10 protein-coding genes are annotated in these 16,115 nt (G+C 73.4%); 7 read left to right on the top strand and 3 right to left on the bottom strand.

Annotated features, from left to right (window positions below):
* Positions 1 to 54: 54 nt before the first annotated feature.
* Entirely contained in the window at positions 55 to 1,542 is a 1,488-nt protein-coding gene (locus ACGFZF_RS29395) for a PucR family transcriptional regulator ligand-binding domain-containing protein (RefSeq protein ID WP_393559032.1), read from the bottom strand.
* Positions 1,543 to 1,757: 215 nt separating this feature from the next.
* Between ACGFZF_RS29395 and ACGFZF_RS29390 the strand changes: the two genes are divergently transcribed.
* The 7 genes from ACGFZF_RS29390 to ACGFZF_RS29360 all read left to right on the top strand — a co-directional run bounded on the left by ACGFZF_RS29390 (position 1,758) and on the right by ACGFZF_RS29360 (position 12,888).
* The gene (locus tag ACGFZF_RS29390; protein ID WP_393559030.1) at positions 1,758 to 3,236 is read left to right on the top strand and encodes a sodium:solute symporter; all 1,479 of its coding nucleotides are present in this window, start codon (positions 1,758 to 1,760) and stop codon (positions 3,234 to 3,236) included.
* 61 nt (positions 3,237 to 3,297) lie between these two features.
* On the top strand, positions 3,298 to 4,293 hold the full coding sequence (gene speB, locus ACGFZF_RS29385) for an agmatinase (RefSeq protein WP_393559028.1): 996 nt from the start codon (positions 3,298 to 3,300) through the stop codon (positions 4,291 to 4,293).
* 298 nt (positions 4,294 to 4,591) lie between these two features.
* On the top strand, positions 4,592 to 6,274 hold the full coding sequence (locus tag ACGFZF_RS29380; protein ID WP_393559026.1) for a thiamine pyrophosphate-binding protein: 1,683 nt from the start codon (positions 4,592 to 4,594) through the stop codon (positions 6,272 to 6,274).
* A gap of 193 nt (positions 6,275 to 6,467) precedes the next feature.
* Positions 6,468 to 10,181 (top strand): ABC transporter ATP-binding protein, encoded by a 3,714-nt coding sequence (locus ACGFZF_RS29375; RefSeq protein WP_393559024.1) that lies wholly within the window; start codon positions 6,468 to 6,470, stop codon positions 10,179 to 10,181.
* Between the two features lie 70 nt (positions 10,182 to 10,251).
* Positions 10,252 to 10,626: a hypothetical protein gene (locus ACGFZF_RS29370; protein ID WP_393559022.1), complete on the top strand. Its 375-nt coding sequence runs from the start codon at positions 10,252 to 10,254 to the stop codon at positions 10,624 to 10,626.
* 312 nt (positions 10,627 to 10,938) lie between these two features.
* Positions 10,939 to 11,346 carry a hypothetical protein gene (locus tag ACGFZF_RS29365; protein WP_393559020.1) on the top strand — a complete coding sequence of 136 codons (408 nt, stop codon included), beginning with the start codon at positions 10,939 to 10,941 and terminating at the stop codon, positions 11,344 to 11,346.
* A gap of 87 nt (positions 11,347 to 11,433) precedes the next feature.
* Positions 11,434 to 12,888 (top strand): aminopeptidase, encoded by a 1,455-nt coding sequence (locus tag ACGFZF_RS29360; protein WP_393559018.1) that lies wholly within the window; start codon positions 11,434 to 11,436, stop codon positions 12,886 to 12,888.
* A gap of 109 nt (positions 12,889 to 12,997) precedes the next feature.
* On the opposite strand, the gene ACGFZF_RS29355 is transcribed toward ACGFZF_RS29360, so the two are convergent.
* Complete coding sequence (locus ACGFZF_RS29355) at positions 12,998 to 14,848, bottom strand: glycoside hydrolase family 3 protein (protein ID WP_393559016.1); 1,851 nt, start codon at positions 14,846 to 14,848, stop codon at positions 12,998 to 13,000.
* A 295-nt stretch (positions 14,849 to 15,143) separates the two neighbouring features.
* On the bottom strand, positions 15,144 to 16,055 hold the full coding sequence (locus ACGFZF_RS29350) for a LysR family transcriptional regulator (protein WP_393559014.1): 912 nt from the start codon (positions 16,053 to 16,055) through the stop codon (positions 15,144 to 15,146).
* Between the last annotated feature and the right edge of the window lie 60 nt (positions 16,056 to 16,115).

The raw sequence follows: 16,115 nt of genomic DNA, 5'->3' as shown, positions 1-16,115 counted from the left end.
CCACAGCTCGGCATCGCAAGCCGCCAAGCCGCAAGCTGCGGATCCGGTTCGGGGCTACACCGTGCCGAGGGCGAACCACAGCTCCATCCGTACGTCCGGGTCGTCCAGGTCCCGGTCCAGGAGCGCGGCACAGCGGGCGATCCGCTGCCGGACGGTGTTGCGGTGGATGTCCATCGCGGTCGCCGTCCGATCCCAGCTGCCGTGCAGGGACAGCCACGTCCGCAGCGTCTCCCGGAGCGGCTCCGCCAGAGGGGCGAGCAGGGAGCGGGCGTGGGAGGCCGCCTCGGCCGGGTCCACCAGGGCGGCGATGCCTCCCGGGCGGTGCCGGACCAGGGGCGTCCGGGTGGCCTCCGCCCGGCGCAGGGCCCGCGCCGCCTGCGCGTCGGCGGCGGCGAGCTCCTCGGCCTCGGCGGGCGCGCCGGCCCCGAGGGTCCAGCCGGGCTGCTCGGTGACGGGGGCGGAGGCGGGCAGCAGCAGGCGGACGGTCACGGGGGTGTCGTCACGCCGGCTGCCGTCCGCCTCCGCCCCGCCGTCGCTCGTGTCCACCAGCGGCGTCCCCAGTGCCGCCGCCAGTGAGGCCGCCGCGAACGGGGTGCCGTGGCCGCCCCGCGCGTGGACCACCGTCCACGGGCCGGCGCCCAGGCCGCCCACGACCTGCGCCGGTGCCGCGCCGAGCAGCAGCCGGACCAGGGCCCCGTCCCGTACCGTCGCGTCCGCGCCCCGGTGCGGGGCCGTGAGCAGGGAGAGCAGTACCACCGCGACGCCCACGATCGTGTGGTCGCCGGGGTCGCGCCGCTCCGTCGCCACTCCGAGCGACAGGCCGTCCCCGCCGCCCAGCGCGTACGCCGCCAGCCGGAGCCCGCCGCCGTCCCCGCCGGCCGAGGCCGGCCCTCCCGGACGCGGCCCGAGGACCCCCACCAGCTCGCGCAGGGCCCGTGCCGCCTCCGCCGGGACCTCCCGGCCGGCCGCCGCCGACTCCGTACCGTCCGCCCCGAACAGCACCGCCCGCCCGCCGAGCCGCGAGGCCAGCGCGCCGAGCACCGCGGGGACCGGGGACGGCCGGGCCGCGGCCGTCGCCAGGGACTGCTGGGCCTCCGTCACCCGGCGCAGCTCGTGCAGCCGGGCCTCCGCCATCAGCCGCCACAGCGCCCGCGCCACCGCCGTGAACGGGGTCTTCGGCGGCACCTCGACCAACGGGAGACCCTGGCGCGCACAGGCCTCGACGAGCTCCGCGGGGACCGTGTCGTACACCGGCGTCACCCCGAAGCCGAGCGCCGCCGCCCCCGCCTCCACCACCCGCGCGACGTAGTGCGCCGGGTCGGTGAGCAGGACGCCCGCCGTCATGAGGAGCTCGCCGCCGAGGAGGTACGGATACGGGTCGGCCATCTCCGAGGTGTGCACCCAGTGCAGCGGGACGTCCTCGGTCCCGGCGAGCAGCCGGAGACCGAGGTCCCGGCGGGCCAGCAGCGCGGCGAGCGGGACCGGGGGCGCCGGGGGAGTGGAGGCCGGCTCCGAGGGGGTCGTGGAGGTCATGCGCGTCATGGGCCTTTCGTACATCCCCCGCCCGGACAGTGGAGGAAACGTACACTTCATCGTCGCTTTCCGGCCACCTACTGTCGTGCCATCCACAGGCCGCGGGTACGGGCGGATGTCCCCGTGATCAGCCTCTGGTCAGTCCCTCGGGCCTTCGAGGATTCGAGGTCACGAGGTCTCCCCGCACGACACGCCACCGAGGTGAACGAAGGAGGGCCCGCCCCATGGCCGTCGACTACTCAGTGATCGTCCTGTACTTGGCCGGCATGCTCGCGATGGGCTGGTGGGGCATGCGCCGCGCCAGGTCCAAGAGCGAGTTCCTGGTCGCGGGCCGCCGGCTCGGGCCCTGGATGTACTCCGGGACCATGGCCGCCATCGTCCTCGGCGGAGCCTCCACCATCGGCGGCGTCGGCCTCGGCTACAAGTACGGCCTCTCCGGCGCCTGGATGGTCTTCGCCATCGGCCTCGGCCTGCTGGCCCTCTCCGTCTTCTTCTCCGCGCGCATCGCCCGGCTGAAGGTCTACACCGTCTCCGAGATGCTGGACCTGCGCTACGGCGGCCGGGCCGGCGTCATCTCCGGCGTCGTCATGTGGGCGTACACGCTGATGCTGGCGGTCACCTCGACCATCGCCTACGCGACGATCTTCGACGTCCTCTTCGACCTGCCCCGTACCGTGGCGATCGTCCTGGGCGGCGCCATCGTCGTCGCGTACTCGACGCTCGGCGGCATGTGGTCGATCACGCTCACCGACATGGTGCAGTTCGTGGTGAAGACGATCGGCGTGCTGATCCTGCTGCTGCCGATCGCGGTGGTGAAGGCCGGCGGCTTCGCCGAGATGAAGGCCCAGCTGCCCACCGAGTACTTCGCGCCGCTCGGCATCGGCGGCGAGACGATCTTCACCTACGTGCTGATCTACACCTTCGGCATGCTCATCGGCCAGGACATCTGGCAGCGGGTCTTCACCGCGCGCACCGACAAGGTGGCCCGGTGGGGCGGCACCGTCGCCGGCACCTACTGCCTGTTGTACGCCCTCGCCGGCGCGGTCATCGGCACGGCGGCCAAGGTGCTCTACCCGAACCTGCCCAGCGCCGACGACGCCTTCGCCACCATCGTCAAGGACGAGCTCCCGATGGGCGTGCGCGGACTGGTGCTCGCCGCCGCCCTCGCCGCCGTCATGTCGACCTCCTCCGGCGCGCTGATCGCCTGCGCCACCGTCGCCAACAACGACATCTGGTCGCGGCTGCGCGGCGTGGGTTCGGCGCAGGGGGAGGACCACGACGAGGTGAAGGGCAACCGCCTCTTCATCCTGGTCATGGGCGTCGCCGTGATCGGCATCGCGATCGCGCTCAACGACGTCGTCCAGGCGCTGACCGTCGCGTACAACCTGCTGGTCGGCGGCCTGCTCGTGCCGATCCTCGGCGGTCTGCTGTGGCGTCGGGGCACCGTGCAGGGCGCGCTGGCCGCGGTCGCCGTCGGAGGGCTGTCGGTCATTGGCCTGATGTGGTCTTACGGAATCTTGGCAAATGAGCCTGTTTACTATGGATTGTTGGCATCGCTTGCCGCCTATGTGATCGTTTCTCTGGCGACCCGCCCGACGGACGCCGCCGTGCTCGCCCACTGGCGCGCCCGGCTGGCGGGCCAGGACCCGGACGCGGCCGAGCACACGGAGCCGGAGACCGTGCCGGCGCCCGTGACCGGCTGACCCACGAACCACCGGACGCGATCCGTCCGGACGTCACACCCACCCTCAGGAGGAACCGACCATGAGCAGCAGCGACCAGAACGCCTTCCGCGGCCCGACCGACTCGTCCCGCATCCCGCGGTACGCCGGTCCCGCGACGTTCGCCCGGCTGCCGCGACTCGACGAGGTCGGCACCGCCGACGTCGCCGTGGTCGGCGTCCCCTTCGACAGCGGCGTCTCCTACCGCCCCGGCGCCCGCTTCGGCGGCAACGCGATCCGCGAGGCGTCCCGCCTGCTCCGCCCGTACAACCCGGCGCAGGACGCCTCGCCGTTCGCCCTCGCGCAGGTCGCCGACGCCGGTGACATCGCCGCCAACCCGTTCAACATCAACGAGGCGGTCGAGACCGTCGAGGCCGCCGCCGACGAGCTGCTCGGCACCGGGGCCCGCATGATGACCCTGGGCGGCGACCACACCATCGCGCTGCCGCTGCTGCGCTCGGTCGCCAAGAAGCACGGCCCGGTCGCGCTCCTGCACTTCGACGCGCACCTCGACACCTGGGACACGTACTTCGGCGCCGAGTACACCCACGGCACGCCGTTCCGCCGCGCCGTGGAGGAGGGCATCCTCGACACCGAGGCGCTGTCCCACGTCGGCATCCGCGGCCCGCTCTACGGCAAGCAGGACCTCACCGACGACGAGAAGATGGGCTTCGGCATCGTCACCTCGGCGGACGTCTACCGCCGCGGCGCCGACGAGGTCGCCGACCAGCTCCGCCAGCGCATCGGGAACCGCCCGCTGTACATCTCCATCGACATCGACTGCCTGGACCCGGCGCACGCGCCCGGCACCGGCACCCCCGAGGCGGGCGGCATGACCTCCCGCGAGCTGCTGGAGATCCTGCGCGGCCTGTCCTCCTGCAACCTGGTCTCGGCCGACGTCGTCGAGGTCGCCCCCGCGTACGACCACGCCGAGATCACCGCCGTCGCCGCCTCGCACACCGCGTACGAGCTGACGACGATCATGTCCCGCCAGATCGCCGCGAACCGCGCCGCCGGCGAGGAGCGGGCCACCCGCTAGTCCGGCCCCGCCCCCCGGCCCCGGCCCCGCCCCCCGGCCCCGGCCCACCCGCCGCCCGGCGGCGCACCACCCCGGCTCCGACGCGACCCGGTGGTGCGCCGGCCGGGGACGGCGCGCCGCGCCCGGCGCCGCACCCGGCGGTCGCGGGGCGGCCCGCCCGCCGCACCCCGCCCGCCGCACCCCGCCCGCCGCACCCCGCCGGGCGCCCCCGCCGCGGGGCCCGGCATCGTGGGGTGCACGGCCGCCTCGCCCGCCCACGCGCCGCACCCGACCGACCACGCCACCCCGAGGGGATGTCATGACCCACGACCACGACCTCGTGCTGCGGCCCTCCGCCGCGCAGACCGAGGCCGCGCTCAACCCGCCCGCCGGGCGGAACGGCGGCGACCTCGTCGTCGAGACCCTCTCCGGCCTCGGCGCGACCACGGTCTTCGGACTGCCCGGGCAGCACGCGCTCGGCATGTTCGACGCACTGCGCCGCTCCTCGCTGAGCTACGTGGGGCTGCGCGTGGAGAACAACGCGGGCTTCGCCGCCGACGCGTACGGCCGGATCACCGGCGAGGCGGCCCCGCTGCTGCTCTCCACCGGTCCCGGTGCGCTGATGTCGCTGGCCGCGCTCCAGGAGGCCGCCGCGGCCTCCGCCCCCGTCCTGGCGATCGGCTCCCAGGTCCCCCTCGCGGGACTCGGCGGCGGCCGCCACGGCTACCTGCACGAGCTGCGCGACCAGCAGGCGTCCTTCCGGGACATCGTGAAGTCCGTGCACACCGTCCGTACGCAGTCGCAGATCCCCTCGGCGATCGCGGCGGCCTGGGAGTCGGCGCTGACCGCCCCGCACGGGCCGGTGTGGGTGGAGATCCCGCAGGACGTGCTGCTCGCCGAGACGACCCTGCCGGTCGTCACCGCGATGGACGCGACGCCGGAGGAGGTCGTGCCACGGCCCGAGCTGACGGCGGTGGCGGCCCACCTGCTGGCGCACGCCGAACGCCCCGCGATCATCGCCGGCGGCGGTGTCGTGCGCGCCGACGCCTCGGGCAAGCTGCTCGCGCTCGCGGAGCGGATCGACGCACCCGTGGTCACCACCTTCGGCGGCAAGGGCGCCTTCCCCTGGGAGCACCCGCTCTCGCTCCAGTCCTGGCTGGAGGACCGGCACACCACCGACTTCCTGGAGGACGCGGACGTCCTCCTCGTGGTCGGCTCCGGCCTCGGCGAGCTGTCCTCGAACTACCACACCTTCGCCCCGCGCGGCCGGGTGATCCAGATCGAGGCCGACCCGGGGAAGCTGGAGTCCAACCACCCCGCCCTCGGCATCCACGCCGATGCCCGGCTCGGCCTCTCGGCGCTCCTGGAGACCGTCCCGGAGCGCACCGACGCCGGCGCGCCGCAGCGCGTGGCCACCGTCCTGGCCAAGGTCCGGGACCGGATCGCCGCCCAGGACCTCGGCCTGGAGCAGCGGATCGTCGCCTCGGTCCGCGAGGCGCTGCCGGACACGTCCCCGAGCTTCTGGGACATGACGATCCTGGCCTACTGGGCCTGGTCCGCCTTCGACGCGCGCCACCCGAACACCATGCACTCCGCCCAGGGCGCCGGCGGCCTCGGCTACGGCTTCCCGGCGGCGCTCGGCGCGGCGGCGGCCGACCCGACCCGCCCGGTCCTCGCGGTCTCCGGCGACGGCGGCGCCATGTACTCGATCGCGGAACTGGCGACGGCGAAGCAGTACGGCTCCGACGTGACCTGGCTGATCGTCGACGACGGCGGCTACGGCATCCTGCGCGAGTACATGACGGAGGCCTTCGGCGAGGCCACGGCCACGGAGCTGGCCCGCCCGGACTTCGTCGCCCTCGCGGAGTCCTTCGGCGTCCCCGCGGTCCGCACGACGCCGGAGTCGCTGACGTCGGACCTCGCGAAGGCCCTGGCGACCCCGGGCCCGTCGGTCGTCGTCCTGCCGGCACTGCTGCGGATGTTCGAGCCGACGCACCTGTGACGGGGCGGCGCCCTCGGCGCCGTTCCCGACCCGGCCCCGACCCGGCCCCGACCCGGCCCCGACCCTGCTCCGACCCGTCCGTGGACCTAGGTCTGCGGACCGGTCTTCGCCCCCGGTTTGTTGCGGCGGGATGAAATCACCGGCCGCCGTCGTTGGTGCCTTCCGGCAGACCAGGACGAACGGGAGGCGCCACGTGGCGGCGGTGGGGCACAAAGAGCAGGGCTGGGCGCGCAGACTGACCGGATACGCGTGGCGGTACCGCGCGAACGTGGTGCTCGCGCTCGGCTCCTCGCTGGTCGGCATGGCCGTGCTGGCGCTCGTACCGCTCATCACCAAGGTGATCATCGACGACGTGATCGGCAAGGGCACCCGCTCCCTCGCCGTCTGGACCGGGCTCCTGCTGGGCTCCGCGGTCCTCGTCTACCTCCTCACCTACGTCCGCCGGTACTACGGCGGCCGCCTCGCCCTCGACGTCCAGCACGACCTCCGCACGGACATGTACGGGACGATCACCCGGCTGGACGGCCGCCGCCAGGACGAGCTGTCCACCGGCCAGGTCGTCGGCCGTGCCACCAGCGACCTCCAGCTGATCCAGGGCCTGCTCTTCATGCTCCCGATGACCATCGGGAACTTCCTGCTCTTCCTCATCTCCCTGGTCGTGATGGCCTGGCTGTCTCTCCCGCTCACCCTCGTCGCGCTCGCCGTCGCCCCCGCCCTCTGGTTCATCGCCCGGCGCAGCCGCACCCGCCTGCACCCCGCCACCTGGTACGCGCAGGCCCAGGCCGCCACCGTCGCCGGAGTCGTCGACGGATCCGTCACCGGCGTCCGGGTGGTCAAGGGGTTCGGCCAGGAGGAGCAGGAGACCGGCAAGATCCGCGACGCCAGCCGCAAGCTCTTCGCGGGCCGGCTGCGCACGATCCGGCTGAACGCGCGGTACACCCCCGCGCTCCAGGCCGTCCCCGCCTTCGGCCAGGTCGCCGTCCTCGCCCTCGGCGGCTGGCTCGCCACCCGCGGCCAGATCACCCTCGGCACCTTCGTCGCCTTCTCCTCCTACCTCGCCCAGCTCGTCGGCCCGGTCCGCATGCTCGCCATGGTCCTCACCGTCGGCCAGCAGGCCCGCGCCGGTGTCGAGCGCGTACTGGAGCTCATCGACACCGAGCCCACGCTGCAGGACGGCCCGAAGGAGCTCCCGGCGGACGCCGAGGCCACGGTCGAGTTCGACGACGTGAGCTTCGCGTACGAGGACGGCCGGCCCGTCCTCGACGGCTTCTCCCTGGAGATCCGCTCCGGCGAGACCGTCGCCGTCGTCGGCGCCTCCGGCAGCGGCAAGTCCACCGTCTCGCTCCTCCTGCCGCGCTTCTACGACGTCACCCGCGGCGCCGTCCTCGTCGGCGGCCACGACGTCCGTGAACTCACCCTCGACTCGTTGCGGGCCGCCATCGGGCTGGTGCCGGAGGACAGCTTCCTGTTCTCCGACACGGTGCGCGCCAACATCGCGTACGGCCATCCGGACGCCACCCAGGAGCAGATCGAGACGGCCGCCCGTGCCGCCCAGGCGGACCGCTTCATCGCCGAGCTGCCCCACGGCTACGACACCAAGGTCGGCGAGCACGGCCTGACCCTCTCCGGCGGTCAGCGCCAGCGCGTCGCGCTGGCCCGCGCGATCCTCACCGACCCGCGGCTGCTCCTGCTCGACGACGCCACCTCCGCGGTCGACGCCCGCGTCGAGCACGAGATCCACGAGGCCCTCGCCTCGGTGATGGCCGGCCGCACCACGCTCCTCATCGCCCACCGCCGCTCCACCCTCGGCCTCGCCGACCGGATCGCCGTCCTCGACGAAGGCCGGCTCGCCGACATCGGCACCCACGAGGAGCTGGAGAAGCGCTCCGCGCTCTACCGGAAGCTGCTCACCGACCCCGACGAGCTCGGCGGCGTCTCGCCCGGCCGGCTCACCCCCGTCGAGATCCCCGAGGACCGCACGCTCCGCGAGGAGATGGAAGCCGAGTTCGACGTCGAGCGGGGCATCACCCCCGCCCTGTGGATCCGCGAGGAGGAGGCGGCCGAGGAGGCCGCCGCGCCCGGCGCCACCCCCGAGCTGCTCGCCGCCGTCGAAGCACTCCCGCCGGCCACCGACACCCCCGACATCGACGAGGCCCGCGCCGTCACCCCCGAGGACTCCTACGGCCTGCGCCGCCTGCTGCGCGGCTTCGGGCTGCCGCTGCTCCTCAGCCTCGGTCTGGTCGCCGTCGACGCCGGGATGGGTCTGCTCCTGCCGATCCTGATCCGGCACGGCATCGACGACGGGGTCAACCGGCTCGCCCTGGGGGCCGTCTGGACCGCCTCCGCGCTCGCCCTGCTGGCCGTCCTCGTCCAGTGGGTCGCGCAGACCGCCGAGATCCGGATGACCGGCCGCACCGGCGAGCGGGTCCTCTACGCCCTGCGACTGAAGATCTTCGCCCAGCTCCAGCGGCTCGGCCTCGACTACTACGAACGCGAGCTGACCGGCCGGATCATGACCCGGATGACCACGGACGTGGACGCGCTGTCCACGTTCCTGCAGACCGGTCTGGTCACCGCCTTCGTCTCCGTCGTCACCTTCTTCGGGATCATGGGCGCGCTGCTCGTGCTCGACGTCGAGCTCGCCCTCGTCGTCTTCGCGACGCTGCCCGTCCTCGCCGTCGGCACGTACTTCTTCCGGCGCTCCAGCGTGAAGGCGTACGAGCTCGCGCGGGAGCGGATCAGCGTCGTCAACGCCGACCTGCAGGAGTCGGTCTCCGGACTGCGGATCGTGCAGGCGTTCCGCCGCGAGCGCGACGGCGTGGCCCGCTTCACCGAGCGCAGCGACGACTACCGCGACGCGCGGGTCCGCGGGCAGTGGCTGATCTCGGTCTACTTCCCGTTCGTCACCCTGCTGTCGTCCGTCGCCGCCGCGGCCGTCATGATCGTCGGCGCGAACCGCATCGAGGCGGGCACACTGACCACCGGCGCCCTGGTCGCCTACCTGCTCTACATCGACCTGTTCTTCGCGCCGGTGCAGCAGCTCTCGCAGGTCTTCGACGGTTACCAGCAGGCCACCGTCTCATTGGGACGGATGCAGGAGCTGCTCCGCGAGCCGACGTCCACGGCCGCGGCCGACGAACCCCTCGACGTGCTCTCGCTGCGCGGCGAGATCGCCTTCGAGGACGTCTCCTTCGCCTACGGCGACGAGGAGGAGGCCCTGACCGGGATCGACCTGCGCATCCCGGCCGGTCAGACCGTCGCCTTCGTCGGCGAGACCGGCGCCGGCAAATCGACCCTGGTCAAGCTGGTCGCCCGGTTCTACGACCCGACCGGCGGCCGGGTCACCGCCGACGGCACCGACCTGCGGGACCTGGACCTCACCTCCTACCGCCACCGGCTCGGGGTGGTGCCGCAGGAGGCGTACCTCTTCGCCGGCCCGGTCCGCGACGCGATCGCCTACGGCCGCCCCGACGCGACCGACGCCCAGGTCGAGGCCGCGGCCCGCGCGGTCGGCGCGCACGACATGATCGCGACCCTGGACGGCGGCTACCTCCACGAGGTCGCCGAGCGGGGCCGCAACCTCTCGGCCGGGCAGCGCCAGCTGATCGCGCTGGCCCGCGCGGAACTGGTCGACCCGGACGTACTGCTCCTGGACGAGGCGACGGCGGCGCTCGATCTGGCCACCGAGGCCCAGGTCAACCAGGCCACCGACCGCCTCGTGGGCCGCCGCACGACCCTGGTCGTCGCCCACCGCCTCACCACGGCCGCCCGCGCGGACCGGGTCGTCGTCATGGCCGACGGCAAGGTGGCCGAGGACGGCACGCACGACGAACTGCTGGCCCGTGGCGGCATGTACGCGGAGCTGTGGCGGACCTTCATCGGCGAGGAGGAGCCGGAGCGGGTGTGAGTACCCGGACCCGGGGAGCTGAGTAGGCGGGCGCATGGCGGCCTCCCCGGGTCCGGGATGGAATCGGCCCATGAGCACCGAGCACTCCGCCTCCGTCCCCGACCGCGCCACGGCCGGCGCCGCCCCGGCCCCCTCGGCCGAGGCCGCCCGCCTGCGCACCCGGTCCCTCTGGGCCGGCCTCCTGCTGGTGCCCGCGACGGTCCTCGCCGGCATCCTCGCCCTCGCCTCCGAGAACGCCGCCCGCTGCGTCGGCTACCGCGAGGGCTGCTCCACGACCCCGCCGTGGTTCTACCTGGCGACCCTGGCGGTGGCCGTCGCGGCCTGGATCCACACCCTGTGCACCCCGGACGCCGCGCCTCCGGCCGCGTCCCGCAAGGCCGCGTTCTGGACTCTGATCGGCGCGGAGTGCGCCTTCCTGCTGCTGGTCCTCACGTCGACGGGCTAGGGCGTGCCGGGCGTACTCGGGCGATCCCGACAGCGCGGCGTGGGGCCCCTCCCGTGCCCGAAGGGCTACGGGGGAGTGCGTGCCAGGCGTCGCGAGGTGGGGGCACCTCCCGGGCGAAGCCCAGGGGGAGGGACTTTCGCCACACGCCCTAGGGGGAGCCGCCCGGGCGCCAAGGGCCGTTCCGTCATCCGCGGTCCGCCGGTTTCCGGACAGTTCACGGAGCGTGCCACCGGCACGATCCGCACCGGAGGCAACCGCCTGAGGCTCCCGTGCGTCGTACGCACGTACGGCACAGAGGTGGGAGGGATACACGTGTTCGGTGAGACGAGAGTGGGAGCGCGCGGTGTGCGGCTGCTCGGGCAGGTGACGGCGGTCCTGCTCACCGCCGGCGCGCTGGTTCTCGGAGGGCCCGGCGCCGCGTCCGCGGAAGCCGCCTCCGTGTGCAGCGGGCGGCCGACCAAGACCGTGCCCTTCGCCACCGGCGAGCTGCGCCTCTACAAGACCCGGCAGTACGTCTGCGCGATGGCCGTCGCCAAGCGCCCCGGCGCGCGGCGCGCGATGGCCGTCTCGCTCCAGCCGCGGGGCGGCCGGCCCGTCGTCGACAGCGGGCGGTTCAGCCGCCAGGCCGGTCCCGTCACCGTGCACGCGCTCAACCGCTGCGTCCGGGCCTCGGGCACCGTCGCCGGGCGCACGGTGTCGACCGGGTGGATCCTGTGTTGAAGCATAGGTAAGGGCCAACTGGGTCTGGCGGCACACACGTTCGCCCCGCTAGGTTCGCGACACCGTTGTGAATCATGGGGAGGGTGAATGCGCAAGTCGCTGAGATGGCTGCTGTCGCTCACGGTGCTCATAGGCACCGTCGGGACGACCGGCGCGGCTACCGCCGCGGAGCCGGCCACCGGCGCGTCCGGGGCCACGACCGCCGGCACGTCCGCCACCACGGACATCAAGGACCGCATCCTGGCGATCCCCGGGATGACCCTGATCGAGGAGAAGCCCTACGCCGGCTACCGCTACTTCGTCCTGAACTACGAGCAGCCGATCGACCACCACCGCCCCTGGGCGGGCACGTTCCAGCAGCGGATCTCGGTCCTCCACAAGGACTCGGACCGCCCCACGGTCTTCCGCACCAGCGGCTACTCGCTGAGCACCACCCCCAGCCGGAGTGAGCCGACCCGGATCATCGACGGCAACCAGGTCTCCATGGAGTACCGGTTCTTCACGCCGTCCCGGCCGCAGCCCGCCGACTGGAGCAAGCTGGACATCTGGCAGGCCGCCAGCGACCAGCACCGCATCTTCACCGCCCTGAAGACGATCTACGGGAAGAAGTGGCTCTCCACCGGCGCCTCCAAGGGCGGCATGACGGCGACGTACTACGAGCGCTTCTACCCGCGTGACATGGACGGCGTCGTCGCCTACGTGGCGCCCAACGACGTGGTCAACAACGAGGACTCCGCCTACGACCGCTTCTTCGCGAACGTCGGGACGAAGGAGTGCCGCGACCGCCTCAACGCGATGCAGCGCGAGGCGCTCGTCCGCCGCGCGCCGCTGGAGGAGAAGTACAAGACGTGGGCGGCGTCGGAAGGCGCCACCTTCAACACCGTCGGCTCCCTCGACAAGGCGTACGAGGCCGTCGTCCTCGACTTCGTCTGGGGCTTCTGGCAGTACTACGGCCAGGACGTCTGCGACCAGATCCCGGACGCCGCCACGGCCACCGACGACACGGTGTACGAGACGATCGACGCCTACTCCGGCTTCTCGGCGTACACCGACCAGGGCCTGGAGGGGTACACCCCGTACTACTACCAGGCGGCGACCGAACTCGGCTCGCCCACCATCGAGCAGCCGCACCTCAAGGGCCTGAGCCGCTACGGCTACCAGCCGGCCCGGAACTTCGTGCCGCGCGAGATCCCGATGAAGTTCAAGCCGTGGGTCATGCGGGACGTCGACGACTGGGTCCGCAAGAACGCGAACCGGATGCTGTTCGTCTACGGCGGCAACGACCCGTGGGGTGCCGAACCGTTCCACCTCGGCAAGGGCACGCGCGACAGCTACGTCTACTACGCGCCGGGCGCCAACCACGGTGCCACCGTCGCCGCGCTCGTCGAGGCCGAGCGGACGAAGGCCACCGCCCGCATCCTGGCCTGGGCCGGAGTCGACGCCCAGGCGACCGCCGCGGCCCGGCCGCTGGCCCGCTTCGACGCCCGCCTCGACACGGTGGACGACGAGCAGCTGAACCGGGAGCACGGCCTCCGGCCGTAGCCTCCCGGCAGCGAACGACGCGTGGCCGGCACCCCTCGGGGTGCCGGCCACGCGGTCGTTCACGGCCGGTGGTGTCCCGTCGGACCGGCCCGGCGGGACACCCGCCGGGTCACCGGTACGACAGGCCGAAGCCGACGGGGTGCAGCACCCGGGTCGGATCGTCCGCGCGCAGCACGGGCACGGGCAGCCGTCCCCGCGGCCGCGCCCGGCCCGCCAGGACCCTTACGGCCGCACGCAGTTCGACGTCGGTCCAGGAGTACGTGGCGACGGTCGCGCGCTGACCGGCGAGCTGGGCGATGTCGTACGGGTTGCGGATCGCGACCGTCACCACGGGGACGCCGGTCGCGGCGAGCCGGGAGACGAGGGTCCGCTGGGGGCTGGTCGCGGTCACGTTGTACGTGCCGACGACGATCACGTCCTTGCCGGCCGCCGCGGCCACTGCCTCGTCGATCTTCGCCGCGGTCGGTGTGATCCCGGTGGACAACGCCGTCGCGGTGTGACCGAGTTCGGTGAAGGCCGTGGCCAGGGTGGTGGTCGGCGGCCCGGTCGTCCCGGACGGCGAGGCCGGATCGGCGCCCACGACCAAGACGTTGCCGTGGCTCCGGCGTGAGAGCGGCAGCAGCCCGCCCTCGTTGAGGAGCAGGGTGGTGGTCTCCTCCGCGATGCGGTCGGCGTGCGCGAGGTGGGACGGGATGCCGACCGTGCGGTCCACGCCCGCCCGGCTCACGTAGGGCTCCTGGAAGAGTCCCAGCTTCGCCTTCAGGCGCAGGATCCGCAGGATCGATTCGTCGAGCCGGGCCTCGGTGAGCTCGCCTCCCTTGACCGCGTCGAGCACGGCGTTCCAGGCGACGTCCAGCTTCGGCGGGTTGAGCAGCTGGTCGACTCCGGCCTTCAGCGCCAGGACGGGGACCCGCGCGTCGCCGTACTTGGTCCGCACGCCCTCCATGCCGAGCGCGTCCGTCACGACCACGCCGTCGTAGCCGAGTTGCCCGCGCAGGATCCCGGTCAGGATCGGGTGCGAGAGCGTCGCGGGGTCCTCGCTCGGGTCGAGCGCGGGCACGACGATGTGCGCGGTCATGATCGAGTCGATCCCGGCGGCGATCGCCGCGCGGAACGGCGGTGCGTCGAGCTCGGACCACTGCTCGCGCGTGTGGGTGATGGTCGGCAGGCCGTAGTGGCTGTCCACGGCCGTGTCGCCGTGGCCCGGGAAGTGCTTGGACGTCGCCGCGACACCGGCCCGCTGGTAGCCCTTGACCTGGGCCGCGACCAGTCCGGCGACGGCCTGCGGGTCGGAGCCGAAGGAGCGGACGCCGATGACGGGGTTGGCGGGGTTGACGTTGACGTCCGCGACGGGGGCGTAGTTCTGCCGGATGCCGACGGCGGCCAGTTCCGCGCCGGCGATCCGGGCTGCCCGGCGGGCGTCGGAGTGGGAGCCGCCGGCACCGAGCGCCATCGCACCGGGGAGCAGGGTGGCGGGCTTGCCGACCCGGCAGACGATGCCGTGCTCCTGGTCGGTGGAGATCAGCAGGGGGAGGGGGGTGCGCTGGGCGAGGCCCGCCCGCTGGATGCCGTTGGAGAGCTCGGCGATCTGGTGCGGGTCGCGGGTGTTGTGCGTCCAGGCGAAGTAGATGATCCCGCCGACGTGGTACCGGTCGACGAGCTCGGCGGCGGTACGGACGCCGATCTCCGCGAGGTTCGCGTCGATGTCGGCCTGGTCGGGGGCGGTGGCGGAATGCCCGAACACCCGCATGACGAAGAGCTGGCCGACCTTCTCCTCCAGCGACATGCCGGAGATGAGCCGGCGCAGCCGGGCGTCGGGGAGGCCGGCCCCGGAACGGGAGTCGGATCCGGAGTCCGTCCCGGCGTGGGCGAGCGGGGTGGTCACGCCGGTGACGGCCGCCGCGGCAGCGGCGGCGGTGACGGTGAGGAGGGTGCGTCTGGAGGTGGCGCGGTGGTGCACTGATGCTCCTTCCGGCCGTGCAAAGGATGAAGGAAACTTCCAAGGTGCCACGGATAGCCCGAAAGTAACTGCCAGGTCAAGGATCTGCGCAAGAAACGCGTCGCGTGGTGTGTCCACGGGCCTCGTGCGACGGGCCCGGTGCGGGCGGGAGCGCGCGGGTGCGTGCGTACCGGTGCGTGCGTATGCGTCCCTGGGGCCGGTGGGGCCGGTGGGGCCGGTGGGGCGGGTAGGGCCGCCTGGGCGGGCGGACCCGGGCAGGGCGCGACCGGCCGGGCGGGACCGAGGTGAGGCGAAGTCAGATCGCGGCCGCGACCGAGGGCCACAGCTCCTGGAGCGTGCGGACCGTCTCGGTGATGGCCGGGCGGCGGGCCGCGCCCGTACGCCACAGGGCCCGCAGCCGACGGGTCGGGACCGGGTCCAGCCGGACCGGGGTCACCTCCGGCGGCAGGGCCCCGCGGCCCAGTCGCGGCACCAGCGCGACCCCGAGCCCGGCGGCGACGAGCGCGACCTGGGTGTGGTTCTCCTCGGCCTGGTGGACGATGTGCGGCTCGTACCCGGTGGCCCGCAGCGTCCGCATCAGCCAGTCGTGGCACACGGTCCCCGGCGGCTGCGAGATCCACCGCTCGCCCGCCAGCTCCTCCCGCCGCACCGACGCCCGCTCGGACAGCGGATGCGCGCACGGGACCAGCACGTCGCAGAGGTCGTCGCCGATCACCGCCTGCTCCACGCCCGGCGGGGTCGGCATCGGCGCGATGTCCCAGTCGTGGGCGACGGCGAGGTCGATCACACCCCGCGCCACCAGCTCGATCGACACGTGCGGGTCGACCTCGCTGAGCCGGGCGTCGAGCGACGGATGGCGTCGGGCCAGCTCGGCGAGCGCCCGGGGCATCAGACCGCGCGCCGCGCTCGCGAAGCATCCGATCGACAGCCGTCCGGCGGGCAGGCCGCGCCGCTCCTCGAGCCGTACCTCCGCCTCCTCGACGAGGGACAGCAACTGTTCCGCCGTGGCGACCAGCTGGTGCGCCTCGTCGGTCAGCCGGATGCCTCGGCCCTGGCGTTCGAGCAGGGTCGTGCGGGTCTCCCGTTCCAGCTTGGCGATCTGCTGGGAGACCGCCGACGGTGTGTAGCCGAGGGCGGCGGCCGCCCCGCCCACCGTCCCGTGGACGGAGACGGCGTGCAGCGCCCGCAGGCGTCCGAGATCCAGCACGATGCCTCCTCGGCCAGGGTGCGGCGACAGGTGGGATGTAGCGCTGCTTCATCGAACCAT

Origin of the sequence: Streptomyces sp. NPDC048338, assembly GCF_043201055.1 — a bacterium.
Taxonomy (GTDB): domain Bacteria; phylum Actinomycetota; class Actinomycetes; order Streptomycetales; family Streptomycetaceae; genus Streptomyces.
This window is presented reverse-complemented; position numbering and strand designations above follow the sequence as displayed.